This window comes from Tahibacter harae, from assembly GCF_024437735.1.
Classification (GTDB): domain Bacteria; phylum Pseudomonadota; class Gammaproteobacteria; order Xanthomonadales; family Rhodanobacteraceae; genus Tahibacter; species Tahibacter harae.
Genome location: NZ_JANFQO010000003.1, coordinates 159,639 through 177,963 on the forward strand (window position 1 = coordinate 159,639; position 18,325 = coordinate 177,963).

Annotated in this window: 15 protein-coding genes and 1 pseudogene; 8 read left to right on the top strand and 8 right to left on the bottom strand. The window is 69.4% G+C overall.

Translation table 11 applies throughout. The features are described from left to right. The first annotated feature begins 369 nt into the window (after positions 1-369). Entirely contained in the window at positions 370-1,050 is a 681-nt protein-coding gene (locus NM961_RS04135) for a histidine phosphatase family protein (RefSeq protein ID WP_255911570.1), read from the top strand. 121 nt (positions 1,051-1,171) lie between these two features. Here the strand turns inward: NM961_RS04135 and NM961_RS04140 are convergent, their stop codons facing one another. After that, positions 1,172-1,996, bottom strand: a complete 825-nt coding sequence (locus NM961_RS04140; RefSeq protein WP_255911572.1) for a helix-turn-helix domain-containing protein — start codon at positions 1,994-1,996, stop codon at positions 1,172-1,174. A gap of 105 nt (positions 1,997-2,101) precedes the next feature. Between NM961_RS04140 and NM961_RS04145 the strand changes: the two genes are divergently transcribed. Continuing rightward, the gene (locus NM961_RS04145; protein ID WP_255911574.1) at positions 2,102-2,548 is read left to right on the top strand and encodes a hypothetical protein; all 447 of its coding nucleotides are present in this window, start codon (positions 2,102-2,104) and stop codon (positions 2,546-2,548) included. A 502-nt stretch (positions 2,549-3,050) separates the two neighbouring features. After that, positions 3,051-3,731 carry an EF-hand domain-containing protein gene (locus NM961_RS04150; protein ID WP_255911576.1) on the top strand — a complete coding sequence of 227 codons (681 nt, stop codon included), beginning with the start codon at positions 3,051-3,053 and terminating at the stop codon, positions 3,729-3,731. 173 nt (positions 3,732-3,904) lie between these two features. Here NM961_RS04150 and NM961_RS04155 read toward each other — a convergent pair whose 3' ends face one another. Further along, a complete protein-coding gene (locus NM961_RS04155) occupies positions 3,905-4,528 on the bottom strand; it encodes an alpha-ketoglutarate-dependent dioxygenase AlkB (RefSeq protein ID WP_255911578.1) in 624 nt (207 codons plus the stop codon). Between the two features lie 230 nt (positions 4,529-4,758). Here NM961_RS04155 and NM961_RS04160 point away from each other — a divergent pair, with 230 nt between their 5' ends. Then, positions 4,759-6,546 carry a YbhB/YbcL family Raf kinase inhibitor-like protein gene (locus tag NM961_RS04160; protein ID WP_255911580.1) on the top strand — a complete coding sequence of 596 codons (1,788 nt, stop codon included), beginning with the start codon at positions 4,759-4,761 and terminating at the stop codon, positions 6,544-6,546. A 26-nt stretch (positions 6,547-6,572) separates the two neighbouring features. Here the strand turns inward: NM961_RS04160 and NM961_RS04165 are convergent, their stop codons facing one another. Both NM961_RS04165 and NM961_RS04170 read right to left on the bottom strand, forming a co-directional pair. Next, positions 6,573-6,830, bottom strand: coding sequence for a hypothetical protein (locus NM961_RS04165; RefSeq protein ID WP_255911582.1), 258 nt, complete (start codon positions 6,828-6,830; stop codon positions 6,573-6,575). An 82-nt stretch (positions 6,831-6,912) separates the two neighbouring features. After that, positions 6,913-7,899: a magnesium transporter CorA family protein gene (locus NM961_RS04170; RefSeq protein WP_255911584.1), complete on the bottom strand. Its 987-nt coding sequence runs from the start codon at positions 7,897-7,899 to the stop codon at positions 6,913-6,915. A 404-nt stretch (positions 7,900-8,303) separates the two neighbouring features. On the opposite strand from NM961_RS04170, the gene NM961_RS04175 reads away from it, so the two are divergent. Further along, a complete protein-coding gene (locus NM961_RS04175; protein ID WP_255911586.1) occupies positions 8,304-8,792 on the top strand; it encodes a hypothetical protein in 489 nt (162 codons plus the stop codon). 277 nt (positions 8,793-9,069) lie between these two features. On the opposite strand, the gene NM961_RS04180 is transcribed toward NM961_RS04175, so the two are convergent. After that, positions 9,070-10,401 (bottom strand): sigma-54-dependent transcriptional regulator, encoded by a 1,332-nt coding sequence (locus NM961_RS04180; protein WP_255911588.1) that lies wholly within the window; start codon positions 10,399-10,401, stop codon positions 9,070-9,072. A gap of 259 nt (positions 10,402-10,660) precedes the next feature. Between NM961_RS04180 and NM961_RS24250 the strand changes: the two genes are divergently transcribed. Then, the gene (locus tag NM961_RS24250) at positions 10,661-11,242 is read left to right on the top strand and encodes a hypothetical protein (protein ID WP_369334888.1); all 582 of its coding nucleotides are present in this window, start codon (positions 10,661-10,663) and stop codon (positions 11,240-11,242) included. A 20-nt stretch (positions 11,243-11,262) separates the two neighbouring features. On the opposite strand, the gene NM961_RS24255 is transcribed toward NM961_RS24250, so the two are convergent. Then, positions 11,263-11,571 carry an ATP-binding protein gene (locus tag NM961_RS24255; protein ID WP_369334889.1) on the bottom strand — a complete coding sequence of 103 codons (309 nt, stop codon included), beginning with the start codon at positions 11,569-11,571 and terminating at the stop codon, positions 11,263-11,265. A 193-nt stretch (positions 11,572-11,764) separates the two neighbouring features. Here NM961_RS24255 and NM961_RS24260 point away from each other — a divergent pair, with 193 nt between their 5' ends. Further along, entirely contained in the window at positions 11,765-12,463 is a 699-nt protein-coding gene (locus NM961_RS24260; RefSeq protein ID WP_369334890.1) for a hypothetical protein, read from the top strand. 281 nt (positions 12,464-12,744) lie between these two features. Here NM961_RS24260 and NM961_RS24265 read toward each other — a convergent pair whose 3' ends face one another. Together NM961_RS24265 and NM961_RS24270 are read right to left on the bottom strand one after the other, a co-directional pair. Beyond that, positions 12,745-13,485 (bottom strand): hybrid sensor histidine kinase/response regulator, encoded by a 741-nt coding sequence (locus tag NM961_RS24265; RefSeq protein ID WP_369334891.1) that lies wholly within the window; start codon positions 13,483-13,485, stop codon positions 12,745-12,747. A 160-nt stretch (positions 13,486-13,645) separates the two neighbouring features. Beyond that, positions 13,646-16,903: pseudogene (locus tag NM961_RS24270) on the bottom strand (CheR family methyltransferase); the annotation flags it as partial. A gap of 76 nt (positions 16,904-16,979) precedes the next feature. Between NM961_RS24270 and NM961_RS04195 the strand changes: the two are divergent. After that, positions 16,980-18,014: a chemotaxis protein CheB gene (locus tag NM961_RS04195; RefSeq protein WP_255911594.1), complete on the top strand. Its 1,035-nt coding sequence runs from the start codon at positions 16,980-16,982 to the stop codon at positions 18,012-18,014. The last annotated feature ends 311 nt before the right edge of the window (positions 18,015-18,325 follow it).

Here is an 18,325-nt window from a genome sequence, read left to right on the forward strand (position 1 = left end):
ACGACGGCGGCAGGGAAGCCGCGCAGTGGCGCCGGACAGCGCGATGCCCGACGTCGGCAAACAGTGAAGCCCAGGCGCGGTTGCGGTCCGCCGGGCCGGGAACGTGTTGCGCAGGCGCAGCGGCCATTTCCCGCCGCAGACACCCGCCGCACGCCGCAAATTGCACGGGCCGTCACGGCGCCAGCGTGCGGATCGCCGGCGCGTCTGAACTCCTGCGACAGCGCCGGCGCAGGCTTGATGTTCTTTCGCACCGCTTGCCGTCGTTACTTCACATGGCATGGCCATTGCTGTATCCGGCACCGGCGCAATCCCGCGTCATCACCAGGAATACGCACGGCCCTGCCGGCGTCCTGCTCATTGGAGGAGCACATGCCATCGTTTGACCCGACCCGTTGCCTGTATGCCTGCCGCCACGGCGAAAGCCTGGGCAACATCGCCCGCGCTGACGCGGAGAAACGCGGACTGGCCGAAGTGGTCTGCGCCTATCGCGACGCCGATCTGCCGCTGACCGCCACCGGCCACGCGCAGGCGGCCTGGCTGGGCCGCCGCCTGGCCCAGCTGCCGCCGGCGCAGCGGCCGGTGCGGCTGATCTGTTCGCCGTACCGGCGCGCGCTGGAAACCGCCGACGCGATCATCCGCCACGCCTACGCCAACAGCCGCGTCGCGTTCTCGCTGGATGCACGGCTGCGGCCCAAGGCCTTCGGCGTACTCGAAGGCCTGACCCGCCGCGGCGTGCGCGAACGCTTTCCCGAACTGGCGGCCGAACGCGAGCGCGTGGGCCGCTTCCATTTCCGCCCACCGGGCGGCGAATCCCGCGCCGATGTGGTGCAGCGCGTCGGCGATTTCCTCGCCCAGCTGCGCAGCCGCCACGGCGGCGAACCCGTGCTGCTGGTGACGCACCAGATTGTCGTCAACGCGGTCGGCCATCTGCTGCTGGACGACGAAGGCGACGCCCTCGCCACCGACGACGACGGCTGGGTGCCGAATGCGCGGCTGTATGCCTTCGGTGCGGCGCCGGTGCCGGCGGCGCAGGAAGTCGAAGCGGCATAGCCGTAGCGTGCTGCCGGCGCAACGGCGGCATGCGGCTTCCGCGGCACGACGGCGGCAGGGCATTGCCGCCGGTCCCGTCACGTAGATGCGTCAGCCGAAGACGGTACCCGCGGCGCGCGCGTCACTGCCGCGTCGTGCCGTCATCCTCGCGCGGCAAGGCCTGGCGCAGCACCAGCGCCGTATGCGCATCCGCCGGGAAGAAGGATTCGATCGCGAGTTCCGCCAGCGTGATATCCAGCGGCGTGCCGAACACGGTGATGGTGCTGATGAAGGACAGCACGCCGGTCGTGCTGCGCAGCTTCAGCTGCAGCGCGACATTGTCCGCCAGCGACGGCGGCTGCGCGGCGTCGGCATCCGGCGGTACCGGATAGCTCAGCAGTTCCTGCTGCAGCTCGCGCAGCTGCGGATCGGCGGTCAGGTCGATCTGGCGCTGCACGTTGTGCAGCAGATGCGCGCGGATCTGCGCGAAATTGACGATGCGCCCGGCCATGCCGCCGGGATGCAGGCTGATCCGCACCATGTTGACCGGCGGCGCCAGCAGCGCGGGATCCACGTCCGCCAGCATCAGCGTCGCCGCGCGGTTGGCCGCGACGATGTTCCAGTGCCGGTCCAGCGCCACCGCCGGATACGGCTCATGGCCCTTGAGCACCAGTTCCACCGCGGCCTGGGCCTGCTGCAGCGCCGGCGCATCCAGCCGGCTTTCGCGGTACATCGGCGCAAGGCCCGCCGCGGTCAGCAAGTGGTTGCGTTCGCGCAGCGGCACAGCCAGGTGTTCGGCCAGGCGCATCAGCATCGCGCGGCTGGGCAGGGAGCGGCCGGTCTCGATGAAGCTCACATGCCGGGTAGACGTTTCGGCGGCGGCGGCCAGGTCCATCTGGGTCATGCGCCGGCGCTGGCGCCAGTCGCGCAATTGTTCGCCCACGGGGCGGATCGCAGTGCTGTTCATGCGGCCACTGTAAACCAGCCCGGCGCGGCGGCACATTACCTGCGATGTAATGGACGCGCCGCGGCGGCTGCGGCGAAATGGCGTCGAATTCGACAGGAGAACGCCATGAACGCCACTACCGAACGCCGCCCCACCCTGTTCCGCCGCCTGCTGCTGCTGGATTTCGCCACCGGCGCAATCACCAGCCTGGCCCTGCTCGTCGCCGCCGCGCCGCTGGCCGAGCTGTTCGGCCTCAGCCAGCGCCTGCTTGTCGTTTCGGCGGTGATCCTGCTGGGCTATGCCACTCTGCTGCTCATCATGCAGCGCGCCGAACGCATACCCCGCGCGCTGGCCTGGACCCTGATCGAACTGAACTTGCTGTGGGTGATCGCCAGCTTCGCCGTCGCCTTCGGCGGCTGGTACGCGCCGACCTTCTGGGGAAAGGTCGTCGTCGTCGGCCAGGCGCTGTTCGTGCTGGATCTTGCACTGTTGCAGCTCTATGCCTGGCGGCGCGAGGGCAAGGTGCTGAGCGCGCCTGCCGTACCCGCGCCGGCGGCGCTGCACGCCGCCTGATCCGCAGCACGCGCCGCAAGCAAACCCAGCGCCGCATCGGCTGTCATGGCCTGTGCGGCGCTGTTGCATCGGCAAGGCGTCGCTTGCACCGCTACGGAGACCGCCGGTGCGCAGCAGCATCGGCCGATTTCTCGCAACTGGCGTCTTCCGGCAACGCATCGCGCCGCACGCTGCGCGGTGAGTCATCCGCAGCCGGCGGGCCCGGCACGTGCAGCGGACGGAACCGCGCAGACGCCGGTACGAAACGCCCGACGCCGGACTGCCGCGGCACGAACCGATCAGCCGGCCTTGCTCCACCGCACAGCGCTGCCGGGCGCACGACTGCGCCGCGGTATCGTGCATTTCACCGCGCGCCGGGCCGCGGCCTATCGCGGCCGGCGGTGGAAAAATACGCTTTTTTCCCCGGATTGGCGGCGGCAACGGCCGAAGCGCCGCACCTTTGCAGCCATGGCACGTCCGCTGCTGTGTCTTGCAGCGACTCGTCCGCTCCGGAGAACTGGCCATGAAACTTTCCCGTCTGAGTCCGCTGCTTGCTTCGCCGCTGCTGCTCGCCGCCGCGACGGTATTCGCCCAGGGCGCCGCACCGCCGGCGGGCGCGGCCGCACCGCCGGCGAACACGCGCGCGCCGGCATCCGCGCCGGCTCCGGCAACCGCGCCACCGGCCCCGGCACCGGCGCCGGGGCAGGTGCCCGCGCCGGTCGCGCCGGCACCGGGCTCCAATGCGCCGCCGGCCGTGCCCACGCCCAGCCCGCGCCCCATCCGCGATCCGCTGCCGTCGAATACACCGGCGGCGCCTCAGTCCACACTCAGCGCGCCGAATACGCCGCAGACCAGCGCCCCTTCGTCGAACAGCCCGGCCACCGCCCAGCCAGCTAATCCGAATGCCAGCGGCCTTGTGCCGAATCCGGCCAATCCGGCGGCGACGACGACACAGCCGGCGCCGGGCACGGCGCCGCCGGCCCAGCCCGCGGCCACTGCCGCGCAGCAGCCGCGCACTCCGGCCGAAAGCCTGGCGGTGCTCGACCGCAATCGCGACGGCTATGTCTCGGCGGAGGAAATGAACGGCAATCCGCGCGCCAGCGTGCTGGTCGCGGCCTGCGACACGGATCGCGACGGCAAGATCGCCAGCTACGAATACACCGGCTGCGTACAGGCACGGCAGCAGGAACAGCAGGATCGCTAAATATCGAACGAAACAGCGGCAGGAATGCCGGCCGTCCCATCACCGCAGATCCACACCCAGGTCGTCGCCGGCGTCGCCTTTTCCCGGGCGGCGCCGCGACGCTGTAATCGCGGCGGCGACAGCGGCGGACACGCGCCGACCGGAGGCCTGCTGCCGGAGGCCACCGCGCGGGCTCAGTAGCGCGCCTGCCGCGCTCCCGCCGCGCGCACGCGGAATGCCAGGCTGATGCGCGGCCCCACGGCATCGCGCACCTTGGGAATGCCATGGTCGTAGTGCAGCTGGGTGGCATGGCTCATCAACAGCAGGCTGCCCGCTTGCAGCGGCAGGCGCAGCGAACGCCGCGGCTGGAGCTTGGTGCTGATTACCATGTCGCGCGTCGCGCCCAGCGACAGCAGCGCAACAGGCTGGCCGGGCCGCAGCTCGTACAGATGATCGTTGTGCGGCGCGACGCTGTCGCGTCCGTCGCGGTAGAGATTCAGCCCCACATGCGTGAAGGGCGCGCCCACGTGATCCCGCACCTGCTGCGCGAGCTGCGGCAGCGGGGCCGGCAGCTCGCCATCCAGCGCATAGCTCGCCAGCAGCCGCGGCACCGCCACGTCGCGCTCGTACATCCGGCGCCGCTCCGCCTGCCAGGGCACGTCCGCGAGCAGGCGCACGAAGCTCTGCTGCGCCAGTGCCGCGGAAAGAAATTCCGGCGTGTAGACGATGCGGCCGCGCTCGTCGTCGGCCAGCACCTGCGGCCCGGTGCCGAACAGGCCGGGCTGTGCCGTGGAAGCGGAATCGGTGCGCGACGTCATGGCGGCAATATGGGTTTGCGCCTGCGGTGCGCAAGCGGCAGGCGGGAACGACAAGCGGCGTGCACAGCAGACGAGGCACGGATTGCACTCTGCAACTTTGCGCCACCGGCCCATGCATTCCGAATCCCGGCTGCCGCGCTCATTGCAGCTGCGGCCGCGGCGCGCCATGGCACGCCGCGTGCTGCGGTGTCGCGCCGGGCCGCAACACGCTGCACCTGCCGGAGAACCCCATGAAACATATCGATGCCTTCGCCCTGTTCCTGACCGCCGGCCTCTGCTGCGCCGGCGCCGACGCGGCCGCTCCGGTAGCGGATGTACAGGTCACCGGACATGTCTTCCAGCCCGCGGCGCTGCCGCCGCCCGATCCCGCTGAACTCAAGGTCGCCGCGGGATTTGCCGTCGAGGTGCTGGCCAGGGATCTGGGCAATGCGCGCATGCTGGCGGTCGCCGACAACGGCAACGTCTATGTCACACGGCGCGACAGCGGCGATGTGCTGCTGCTGCGCGTCGACGGCGCCGGCAGGCTGCAGGGCCAGCCGCAGCAGGTAGCCAGCCGGCCCGGCGTGCATGGCATCGCCATCCACAAGCAGCGGATATACCTGGCCACGGCGAAGGAAATCTACGCCGCCGACATCAGGCCCGACGGCGGTCTGGCCGAACTGCAGATGCTGGTGCACGACCTGCCCGATGCGGGCCAGCACAATAACCGCACTCTGCGCGTAGGGCCGGATGAAATGCTCTACATCTCGGTAGGCTCCACCTGCAACGAATGCAACGAGAGCAACCCCGAGAACGCGACACTGCTGCGCACCCGCCTCGACGGCACGGGCCGCGCGATCTTCGCCAGCGGCCTGCGCAACACCATTGGTTTCGACTGGCAGCCGCAGACCGGCGAACTCTGGGGCATGGACCACGGCATCGACTGGCTGGGCGACGACACGCAGCCGGAGGAACTCAACCGCATCGAGCGCGGCAAGCGCTACGGCTGGCCCTTCTTCTACGCCGACAACCAGGAAAACCCGCACCAGAAGCCGCCCGGCAAATTGCCGCCGGCCGCATGGAAGGCCGGCAGCACGCCCATGGTGCTCGGCTATACCGCCCATGCGGCGCCCATGCAGATGGCCTTCTACACAGCGGCACAGTTCCCGGCGGAATACCAGGGCGATGCCTTCGTGGCCATGCGGGGTTCGTGGAATCGCAAGCCGGCGTCGGGCTACGAGGTGGTGCGCATCGACTTCGACCAGGGCCGGCCCCGCGCCATCGCATCCTTCGTCAGCGGCTTCCTCAGCGAACGCGGACAATCCGCGCGGCCGGCCGGCCTCGCCGTGGCCGGGGACGGCTCGCTGCTGTTCTCCGACGATGCCAACGGCGTGATCTACCGCGTGCGCTACACGGGCGGTGCTCCCGGTGCGAAGACGGCCGCCGCAGCGCCGGCCGGCCCCATGCAGGAGCAGGCCGGGCGCGGCGCGGATGTGCCGCTGGCGCAGGCCCGCGCGGAAACCGCGCAGAGCGGCGACGCGCCCGCGCTGCAGGTGAAGTCCGCTGCTTTTGGCGACGGCCAGCCCATACCGCTCAAGCATTCGGCCTACGACCAGGGCGCAAGCTTCCCGCTGAGCTGGAGTGCCGGCCCCGCCGGTACGCGCTCCTACGCGATCATCCTGGAAGATCCCGACGTCACCCGGCCGCCCAAGCCGGTCATCCACTGGATCGCGTGGAATATTCCGGCCGATGTATCGGCGCTGCGCGAAGGCTTGCCGCCGCAGGATCGGCTGACCGATCCCGACGGCCTGCGGCAAGGCCCCAACACACCTGGACGCACGGGCTATTACGGCCCCAGACCGCCTGCGGGCGATACGCCGCACCGCTACCACACCCAGGTGTTCGCGCTGGACCGGATGCTGGATCTGCCGGCCGGTGCGGACCGCGAAGCCCTGCTCGCCGCGATGCGCGGCCACGTACTGGCCAAGGGCGTGCTGGTGGGCACGTTCGCGCGGCCGGCCGAACCGAAACGCCCGTAGTCCCACGGAGAGGCACGCCGCGGCGATCAGCCGCGGCGGTTCCGCGCCGTGACGATCTGCCCCACGACCGCCGTGACCAGGATGCAGCTGTGGGTCGCGATGAACACCGGGCTGCCGACCAGGATGCTGTAGACGATGAAGCCGGCCGAGGACAGGATCTGGCCCAGGAACAGCCACTTCGACACGCCACGGGCCTGGCGGTCGCGGGCCTGGGTGACGATCTGGCGGATCAGCGTGGCCAGCAGCACGGCGGAGGCGGCCCAGCCGATAAGATCGGTGTTCATGCGCCGTCCCGCCGCCGGCGCGGCGACTGCACAAGACAGTCATTGAAAATCCATTGAATTCTGCAATTCATTGCGGTTCTGCTCAGAACCAGCGGCGAAAGCGCGCCGTGGCGATCAGGCCGGCAGCGATGGCCGCCATGGCCGCGACCGCCGTCCAGAACCCGGCGGCCTGGGTGCGGAAGAAAGGCGCGTCGAAATTCATGCCGAGAATGCCCGCCACCACCGCCAGCGTGCCCACGACCACCGCGATGAAGGACAGCAGCCGCATCGCCGCGTTGGTGCGCAGCGCGGTCTGGCTGCTGAGCAGCTCGAAGCTGCCGACCACCAGGTCGCGGGCGTTCTCGACTACGTCCATGGCGCGTTCGTAGCGTGTATCCAGCGCGGCGAAATGGGCATTGGCCGCGGCCGTCTCGGTGGGCCGGAAATCCGGCCGGGACAGTGCGGAAAAGACCGCGCGGTGCGGCGCCAGCATGCGCCGCAGCCGCGATGCGGCCTTGCGCAGCCGGCGCAGCTCGGGCAGCAGATCGCGCTGCAGTTCGGCGAGGATGCCCACTTCCAGGCGCTCCACCGCCATTTCAAAATCGGCCACGGCGTCGAAGTATGTGGTCAGATGCCAGTCCAGCAGCGCTGCCACGAAGCTCTCCGCGCTGAGGCCGCCGATATCCGATCCGGCGGCCTCGCGCTGGCGCAGCGAATCCACGAACGGCACAGGCTTGTCGTGCACGCTCACCACCGTGTTCTGCGTCGCCAGCAAGGTCAGCACCTGGCCCTGAAGCGCGAGACCATCGTTGCCGCTGACGGCGACCACGCGCACGCAGAAGCAGTCGCCGAATTTGCGCAGGCACGGCGTGGTTGCGGCCGCGGCGGTTTCCGCCACAGCCTGGCGGGGGATTCCCAGCGCGGCGCAGACCGTATCCAGCTCGGCCTTGCCGGGCGCTTCGAGGTCCACCCACAGCAGCTGGTGATCCTGCAGGCGCAGCGCGGCCAGATCCTCGCAGCTGAGGCTGCGGTCGTCGCCGTGCGCATCGAACAGCCGCGCACGGCAGCTGTTGACGGAACTGCGGGCCATGTCGTCCTTGCCCATGCCAAACCTCGAACCTGCGCTGTTTTTGTCCGATGCACGCTACGGACGGCCGGGTGAGTCCCGCGTCAACAGCCGCTGCCGCAGCATGCGGAAAACGCTGCGCAGCCCTCCCGCGCAGGCGGGCGCCGCCAATTTGCAGAGTGGAATTTGCCACACAAGCCCGCGCACGGCACGCCGGCACGCGTCCGGACCGCACCGCCGCATCTTGCATTCCGCGCTGCCGTCCTGCGCCTGCAGGCGATTTGCGCGGCAGCGCCCGCCGCGCTTGCGGGGCAGGAAGGTATGGAAATGGCCTGTGTACAGCGATTTCCGCGTCGGCGCGGCGCTGCGGGCGACTGGCATGCGGGTTGCCCTGTCTCCGGAGCTGACCCACTGCTCAGGAGAAGACCATGGCAACCGAAAGAAATCCCAATACCGACACCAATCGCGATCCCATCACCGGCGCGCCGGGCGCGCATCCTGTCGGCACCGGCCTGGGCGCCGCTGCCGGCGGCGCGGCCGCGGGTGCGGCGGTAGGCACCGTGGCCGGGCCGGTGGGCACGGCGGTAGGCGCAGCCGTCGGCGCCGTGGCCGGCGGCCTGGTCGGCAAGGGCGTGGCCGAGGCCATCGATCCCACGGCGGAAGCGGCGTACTGGGAAGCCAACTACGCTTCCCGCCCCTACGTCGCGCCGGGAACGGACTACGCGGTGTACGCGCCGGCGTATCGCTACGGCTGGGAATCGCGTGCGCGCTTTGCCGACCGCAGCTGGAACGAGGTCTCGCCCGAACTCGCCGCCGACTGGCCTACGCTGGCCGGCAAATCCGGCCTGAGCTGGGACCGCGCCGAACCCGCCGTGCGCGATGCTTGGCATCGCCCCGACCGCACGCCGCCAGTCTGAGCCGCGGCGCCGACAGGGATGTGAGAAAGGCCGGCACAGCGCAAACCATCGCCAGGAACGGCGGTGGTTTGTGCGGGTTCGTCCCTTTGCGCCGCATGCGCAGGGCAGCGTGCGAAGAACACGCTGCCCCGCGCGTGCGGTGCGGAATCGGCTCCGCCTGTCCGCGTGTCCGCCTGAGAAGTCCGCAGCTGTTGCATCCCTGCATTCCCGCAGTGCGCCGTGTACGAACCGCTGCGGCCGCAGCTCCGCCACCGCCGTGCGGATACGCAGATTTCCGCTACGCCGGATCCAGCTGTTCCATACCGGCATCCTGGTGCCGCGTCAGATGGTTGTAGACCGTCTTCACGCTGATGCCCAGCGCCTGTGCCGTGCGGCTCTTGTCGCCGCGGAAATGCTCCAGCGTGCGCAGCAGCATTTCGCGTTCGACCACTTCCAGCGGTGTGCCCACGCGGAAGCTGACCAGGGAGGCATCCGCTGCGGGAACCGGCTGGTAGGGCGAACAGATCACGCGCACCTTCCTGCCCGAACTCATGATGTAGGCGCGGTGCACCAGGTTGCGCAGTTCGCGCACATTGCCCGGCCAGGCGTGGTTCTGCAGGCTGTGCCAGCAGGCTTCATCCAGCTGCTTGGATTCGCCATAGCGTTCGTTCAACTGGTGCAGCACGGCCTGCGCGATCTGCAGCACATCGTTGCCACGCTCGCGCAGCGGCGGCAGGGAAAGACAGAATTCGCCGAGACGGAAATACAGATCCTCGCGCAGGATGCCGGCGGCGATAGCCTTGTCCGGATCGCGGTTGGTCGCCGCTACCACGCGCACGTCCACCGCCACCTCGCCGTAGCCGCCGACGCGCGTGATGCGCCGCGTCTCCAGCACGCGCAGCAGATGCGCCTGCAGCGACGGCGGCATCTCGGTGATTTCGTCGAGGAACAGGGTGCCGCCCTCGGCCTGTTCAAAATGGCCTTTGTGCTGGCGCACCGCGCCGGTGAAGCTGCCGCGCTCGTGGCCGAACAGATGACTGGCCAGCAGCTCGTGCGCGACCGCGCCGCAATTGACCGCGACGAAGGGCCCGCCGCGGCCGCTGCTTTCATGCACCGCGCGCGCGGCCACTTCCTTGCCGGTGCCGCTTTCGCCGACGATGAGCACGGTCGCATCGGTGGGCGCCACGCGGCGGATCTGGTGGTAGACCCATTTCATCGCCGGGGAATCGCCGATGAAACCCGGCGGACGCCCGGCGCCGCCGCCGGTGCGCAGATACCAGCGCTCATAGGCATCGGTGAGCAGCGTCTCCAGGCGCGATCCGCTCAAGGGTTTGAGCAGATAGTCCGTCGCCGGCAGGCTGGCCGTACCCGTCTGCGCCGGCGCGCTGCCGGTGACCACGGCCACGGTCGATCCGCTCTGGCGGAACTGCTCGATCAGGTCCAGGCCCGAGCCGTCCGGCAGCGCCACATCCATCAGCACCAGATAGTAGGCGCCGCGCGCCAGGGCGCGGCGTGCGCCGGAAAGGGAATGCGCACCGGTGGCTTCAAACTGGCACAGCCCGGCGTAGGTGCGGGCGGCTTCGACAAACTCATGATCATCATCGACGACCAGCAAAGTCGGGCGTTCCATGGGTTTGCTCCATTGCGGAAATCCTCCCGATCATGAACGACGCGGCGTTCAGCGTTCGTGTAGTTTTGCATTCATATTCGGGCCGACAGACGGCGCCGTACGGACGCCCGCGACGCAGCGCCGTTCCGCGCAGACAGGCCACGCCCGCGCGCAACGGGAAAAAGCCCGCGCAGGTTTGGAGTATCGTTCGCGCGCGGCCCGCGGCGCGCCGCCTGCGCAGCGCCTGTCCCGTGCCGGGTTCCCTCTGCGACGAGGTCCGATGAGCAGCCAGCCGCCCGAGCTTCCCGCCTGCGAGATCGACGCCTTCGTCGCGGCCAGCCGCCTCGCGCTGGCGCCGTTCCGCAGCCGCCGCGCGGCGCTCTGTCCGCAGCGCGCCGCGGCGCGCCTGGTGCGCGTGCTGGTGACCGCGGCCGGCTGTGCATTCGCGCGCTGCGAAATCGCGCCGCTGCATGCGGTGCAGGCGCAAGGCCGGCGCAATCCGGACGGACCGCTGCAACGCTGCCGCGTGCGTATCCACGGCGCTGCCGTCATGGGCTGCATCGAAGTCATCGCGGCGCCGGCGCAGCTGCAGCAGCTGCAGCCGGATCTGTTGCAGCAAGCCCAGCGGCTGGGCCAGCTGTGCGCACTGCACCAGGCCCTGCCGGCTGCCGCCGGCGCGGCGCTGGACCGCGACCGCCTGCACACGCTCGCCAACCAGGCCAACAGCCTCGGCATGCAGTTGAACGTGGTCCAGGCCCTGTACCGGCGCGGCCGCTATCCCGAGCTGGCCGGCTTCCTGGACACCGCCCTGGCGCGCTGCGAGGCGATGCAGGAACTGGTCGCCGCACTGCGCCAGCGCTGAGCCGGCGGCGCGCGCCGGGCTCAGCCCTGCGCCAGCGGCAGCAGCAGGGAAAAGCGTGTGCCATCGCCGGCGTCCGCGCTCACACTGAGCCTTCCCTGGTGGCGCCGGACGATCTCCCGTGCGATGAACAGGCCCAGCCCGCGCGGCAGCGGTGCCTCGGTGCCGGCGGACAGCGGATCCGGCGCTGCCGCCGCGTTGCCGTGCGGCAGCAGCGGACCGTCGTTGTGGATGGTCAGCAACGCGCAGCGGCCGGCGCGGTCCAGGGTCGATACCACCGTGCTCTGCGCACGGCCATGCTGGACCGCATGACGCAGCAGGTTCAGCAGCACCTGGCCGATGCGCGCGGTCCCAGGAACCGGGCAGGCTCCCGCAGGAGCGCAGTACGAAGCGGCGGCCCGGGAACTCCATCGCCACTTCCTGCATCGTCTGCGTGGCCAGATCGTTTAATTCCACCGGCTCCGGCCGGCAGTCCAGGCCGCTGCGCAGGCCCAGCGCGGCCAGGTCGCCGGCCAGCCGGCCCAGGTGTTCCAGCGTCTTCTTCTGCTGGCCCAGGAGTTCGCGGCCGACCGCGGCGTCCTGTACGCGCTCCATCAGGTAATTGGACATAAGTGTACTTTGCAGCTTTCCGCGCAAATCATGCGCAACCACGCCCAGGGCCAGCGCCCGGTCCCGCTCCTGCGCGCCGAGAAAAGCGTTCAGCGCCGCCGCCGCGGCCGCGTCGAAGGCCTCGTAGAAATCCAGCAGCTCGGCACTGGCCGGCGCGGCTGGCGCAGCGTCGCGCAGCCAGCGCCGTGCCAGCCCGCCGCGCAGGGCGCGCAGGCCATCCAGCAGCGCGGCAGCGGAGAGACCGGCGGCATAGGCATCCAGCCCCAGCCGCGCCGCCGGCACGGAACCGGCGGCGCCGGACTGCGGCCGCAAGCGGCCGTTGCCGCGGCGCATCGCGGCGGCGATCGCATCGAGCAGCGCCAACACGCCGCCGCGCAGATCCGCCGGCGCCGGCGCAGCGATGCTGCCGCCGAAATCCGTCCAGGCCGGGCTCAGCTGTTCCTCGCCGTGTCGAAGGATGAATGTCCGCAGCAGCATGGGCCTTCCCCGCACGAATGGTGGCGGTCCCGCGCGTGGCTGCCGCGGGCGCTGCCGTATCCGGACGCCCGCCGCCCGGACTGGACCGGCGCGCGGCACCGCTGCGCGGACTGTGCCGGCTGCGTCCCGCCGTGCTGAACCGGCCATGTCCCCGTCCGGCGGCCCAGCCCCGGCCGGATCTGCCGCGCAAACGCAGCAGCGTGCAGCAGGCAGGATTGAGCAGCATCCGTGCCAGCGCATTGACGGCGCTGTCTCCGCATCCGGCGCGGCAATGCGCCCGGCGCCGGATCGCGGCCATGGCGAAGTCCGGAAAAATCTTCCTGACTTTTTTACTACTTGCACAATGCACCCGGCAGGCACAGCCTCGGCCGCAGGCGGAAATCGTCGCGGCGCAACGCAAAAAGAAAACGACGCTGCGCTCAGAGCCCTTCCACCGCCGCGAACAGGCCCTCCAGCGAGACCGGCTTGGTCAGGTGGGCGTCGAAGCCCGCCGCCAGCGCGCGGCGGATATCCGCATTGCCGCCGTAGCCGGTCATGGCGATGGCGTGCAGCCGCGCCGGCAGCTTGAGCTGGCGCACCCGGCTGATCAGCTCGGTGCCGGACATGTCCGGCATGCCTATGTCCGACAACAGCAGGTCGAAGGGCTCGCTTTCCAGCAGCTGCAGCGCCTGGGCCGCGCTGAAGGCCGTCTTCACCGTGGCGCCCTCCATGGTCAGGATGGTCGCCAGCGCCGTGACGCTTTCCGCATCGTCGTCGACCGCCAGCACCCGCTTGCCGGCAAAGCCGGAAGGCGGCGCCTGGTGCGCCGGCGCCGCCGCCACGGTCGCCTCCAGCGGCAGCCAGACGGTGAAGGTGGCGCCCTTGTCCTTGCCCGGCGATGTGGCCTGTACGCGCCCGCCGTGGGCACCGACCAGGTCGCGCACCAGCGCCAGGCCTATGCCCAGGCCGGCACCGCGTCCGCCGGCGCTTGCGCCGGCCGGAAGGGCCTGGCTGAAAAGATCGAAGATCGAATCCAGCGACCCGGGCGCTATGCCTATGCCCGTATCGCTGACCTGCAACCGGGCCTGGCCGTCGTGCTCCGACAGGCTGATGTCGATGCGTCCCTGCTGCGGCGTGAATTTCACCGCATTGCCGAGCAGGTTCCACACCACCTGCTCCATGCGCACCGGATCGCAGTTGCAGAACAGGCCCGGCGCCAGCGCGAGCGTCACGCGGATGTCTTTCTGCGCCACCTCCGGCGCAATGGCCTGGGCCAGGCGCTCGACCAGCGCGCCCAGGTCGGTGCGCTCGTATTCCAGGCACAGCTTGCCGGTCTGCGCGCGACAGTTCCAGCAGATCGTTGACGATCTTGCCCTGGCCGACGACCGCGCGCCGTATCGACTGGCCTATGCGCTGGGCCTGCGGGATATGCGCCGTCTCCGGCAGGCGCAGCAGCAGCTCCGCATGCACCTGGATCAGGTTCAGTGGCTGCTTCAGCTCGTGCGATACCACGGCCAGGAAGCGGTCCTTGAGGTCCGAGGCAGCCTTGAGCCTGGCATTGGCCAGCTGTTCGTCGTGCAGTTCGCTGCCCAGCTTGAGTTCGGCCAGCTTGCGCTGGGAAATGTCCAGCGCGATCTTGACGAAGCCCATGCGGCTGTTGCCGTGCAGCGGCGTGACCACGCCGCTGCAGTAGACCGTGCTCTGGTCCTTGCGCACGTGCCAGCGTTCGTCGGAGGCGCGGCCCAGCTGCGCGGCGAGGCGGCGCTCCTGTTCCGGCACGCCCGCGGCGCGGTCGATGGCGGTGTAGATGAGATCGATGGGCCGGCCGATGATCTCGTCGAACTCGTAGCCGTACATGCGCTTGGCCCCGTCGTTCCAGCTGGTGACCTTGCCGTTGATGTCGGTGCTGATGACGGCGAAATCCTTGTTGCTGGCTATCGCGTCGCGCAGGCGGTCCTCGGCCGCCTTGACCCGGCTCTCGGCGCGGCGCAGCTCGGTGACGTTGACGAAGGTCAGCACCGCGCCGCCGATCTTGTCCTGGCTGGTGCGGTAGGGAAGGATGCGGGCGAAGAAGTGCTCGTCGTCGATGCTGCTGATGGCGCGCTCCACCGGGCGCAGCTGGTTGAATACGGCCGAGGCGTCCTCGACCATCTCGTCGTACTTCAGCCGGCTCTTCACATCCAGCAGCGGGCGGCCTATATCCGAGGCGATCAGTGCGAACAGCTTGCTCGCCTGCGGCGTGAAGCGCTTCACCCGCATGGCCTGGTCGACGAACACGGTGGCGATTTCCGAGGCTTCGATCAGGTTGCGCAGGTCGTCGTTGTTGCGCCCGGCCTCGTCCACCTTGAGGCGCAGTTCGTAATTGACCGTGGTCAGCTCTTCGTTGACCGACTGCAATTCCTCCTTGCTGGTCTCCAGTTCCTCCTTGGCCGAGCGCAGTTCCTCGTTGATCGCCTGCAGCTCTTCGTTGGACGCCTTCAGCTCCTCGTTGGAAATGGCCGAGCGGTCCAGCGTGTCCTGCAGATGCGCCTTGAGGGAACGGTTTTCCTCTTCCATGCGCCGCATGGCCAGCTGATAGCTGTCGCCGTCGGCTTCGTCGGCCGGCAGCAACGGCAGGGTGCTGTCGGGCGGCTCGTCGAAAATCACCAGCCAGTAGCCCGCGGCGCCGTCCTCGCTCGGCACCGGATGCACGGCCAGGCTCAGGACCGATCCGCGCTGGTCGGCGGTTTCGTCCTTGCGCACGAACAGGCTGCGCACCGGACGGCAGGACTCCGCCGCGCGGTACAGCGCCGCACGCAGCTCCACGCGGATATCCGGCGCAACATTGCTGAGCAGGTTGCGCGTGGGCACGCCCTCGCCAAAGGCGACGAAGCGGCCGGCGCCGGGCGATACCCGCTCGATCTCGTATTCGGCGTTGATCAGCACGCTCGGCGGCGCCGCGTTGACGAGGGCGCGTTCATGCAGCATCGACAAGGTCTGGTGCACGGACATGGGCTCGAATCCACGACTGGTGGCGGGGGCCTGCGTCGGCAGCGGCATTCCGGCCGAACTGACCAGCTGCGACGGGATGCGGCTGCGGATCACGGACGAGGCATCCGGCCGCAGGCGATAGATGCGGTGTTCCTTGCTGACGGTCTGGAAAGCCTGGGCGGACGAGTCGATCGACTCGGCATTGCCCAGGAACAGATAGCCGCCGGGCTTCAACGCGAAGGAGAACATTTCCAGCGCGATCGACTGCGCGGTGCGGTCGAGATAGATCAGCAGATTGCGGCAGCAGATCAGGTCCAGGCGCGAGAACGGCGGATCGGTCAGCACGTTGTGGCGCGCGAACACGATCATCTCGCGGATGGCGGAGCGCACGCGGAAATGGTCGCTCTGCTCTTTCTCGAAATAGCCCAGCAGGCGCGTGTCGCTGATGTCGGTGGCGATGTTGGACGGATAGATGCCGGTGCGCGCGTAGTTCAGCGCCGCATCGTTGATGTCGGAAGCGAACACCTGCACCCGCGGCGGCTGGCGCATGCTGTCGGCGTATTCCTGCAGCAGGATGGCGACGGAATAGCTTTCCTCGCCCGAGGCGCAGCCCGGTATCCAGACGCGCACTTCCTCGCCCCCGGGCACGCCCTCCATCAGCTGCGGAATGACGTCGCGGCGCAGTGCCTCGAAAGCCTCCGGATCGCGGAAGAAATTGGTCACGCTGATGAGCATGTCGCTGAGCAGCGGGCCCAGTTCCTCCGGATTGCGCCGCACGAATTCGCGATAGGCCTGGATGCTGCCGACGTTGTTGACCTGCATGCGGCGCTGCAGGCGGCGCATGACGGTGCCGCGCTTGTAATGGCGGAAATCATGCCGCGTGCGTATGCGCAGCGCGGTCAGCACGTCGAAGAAGGCGCGCTGCTCGGCTTCGTCGTCGCTGGCGGCTTCGCCGGGGCGCAGGGCGTCGCCGTCGCCGTTCAGCGCGGTGGAGCCGGTCCGGAAGAAGATCTGCGCCACATCGTCCAGACGGCTGCCGATCTCGGCGGCCGTCAGCACCAGGTCCACCGCGCCGGTGCCTATGGCGGCACGCGGCATGTCGCTGTGCTCGCTGTCAGCGGGCGACTGCACCAGGGTGAGTCCGCCGAATTCCTTGACCTGGGCCAGGCCCAGCGAACCGTCGCGGCCGGCGCCCGACAGCAGGATGCCGATGGCGCGCTCGCGCTGCGCTTCGGCCAGGCTGCGGAAGAACAGGTCGAGGGCCGCCGCCTGCTTGCGTGCATCGGCCGCGGCGGGCTGGATATGGCCGCCCTCGAACACCAGGCTGGTATCCGGCGCGATCAGATAAAGATGGCCGCGGCGCAGAGGCTCGCGCCGGGTGAGCTGCTGCACCTTGAACGAGGTGGCGCGCTGCAGGATTTCCACTGCATTGTTCTCGCGCTCCGCATCCACTCGCAAGGCAACGACGATGGCGATGTGCCCGGTGCCGAGGTTTTCCAGCAGCTGGGTCAGCGCGGACAGTGCGCCGGAAGAGCCGCCGATTCCGACCACCAGAGGCTGTTTCCCGGATGGCATCCTGTCGCTCCCCTCGTGCTCGCCGGGAGTGCCGGGACGGGAATCGCTGGTCATGATCGAGTCTCACGGTACGACAACGGCCGCTAGTCTAGCTTCAACATCCGCCTGTTAATCAGCCGCTGGCGAGCCCATGGAAACAAACCGGCGCATCATCGTTCTGGGCACTTCCATCGGCGGCGTCGATGCATTGATGCGCCTGGTTCCCGCGCTGGCGCCGGATATCGCCGCGCCGCTGGTACTGGTCTCGCATATTGGCGCGCATCGCAGCCATCTGCCGGAACTGCTGCGCGCGCGCACCACGCTGCCGGTGGATTTCGTCCGCGACGGCAGCGAGCCGCTGGCCGGCCACGTCTATGTCGCGCCGCCGGATCACCACGTGCTGCTGGAAGGCGCACGGCTGAAACTGTTCCGCGGCCCCAAGGAACACCATGCGCGGCCAGCGATCAACCCGCTGTTCCGCTCTGCCGCGCTGGATTACGGTGCGCGCGCGATAGGCGTGATTCTCACCGGCATGCTTGACGACGGGGCCGCCGGATTGCAGGCCATACGCCGCTGCGGCGGCACGACCGTGGTGCAGGATCCGCGCGAGGCCTACGCGCCGGGCATGCCGCGCGCCGCGCTGGCCGGCGGCCCGGTCGATCATGTCGTCGGCCTGGCCGAACTTGGCCCGCTGCTCAATCGCCTGGCGCAGCCGCTGGCGGAGGTAACGCGCGTGAAAGCACCGCAGTCACTGTGCATCGAACATGGCATCAGCCTGGGCAGCGGGAGCCTGCAGAACCTCCTGCAGGTCGCCAGCCCGTCGGGCTACAGCTGCCCGGAATGCGGCGGCGCACTGTTCGAGCTGCGCGAGCGCGATCCGCTGCGCTTCCTCTGCCATACCGGCCACGCCTTCAGCCTGCGCAGCCTGCTGCAGACGCACAGCGGTGCGACCGAAGAGAAACTGTGGAGCAGCCTGCGCACACTGCAGGAAAAGAAGGCGCTGCTGGAACGGATTGCGACCGAGGACGGCCTGCTTTCCGCCGAAGAAGCCGGCGAGGCGCTGGCGGAGGCGAACCAGCTCGCGGTAATCCTGGACCAGCTCAAGGCCCTGCTGCAGCGGGTGCCTTCCAGCGTGGACCTGAGCGAGGACGAGACCACCGGCAACGGTGCGCCGCAGTCCGGCTGAGCCGGGCGCCAGCCGGCGGCGCACAGCCGGGTGCGTCGCCGCGTTGCAACTTTGTCCTTCAAGAATTTTTTTCCGCCGGCTCGGCAAAACGGCCGGATTTCGGGCGTTTTCCGCCACAAAAGCCGCACTGCCCGCATGGCACGCTTGTTGCGGAAACCACTGCCCCGGCGCAGCCGCGCCGGCGGAAACCCACGCGCACGAGAGAGCATGCAGGCCAGCCGCCCGGGAGGACTGCCGCCCACCCGAGGACCGACGACGCCCGCCACGGCGCCGGTGCGGGGAGATAACGCCGGCCGCCACCGCACAGGCCG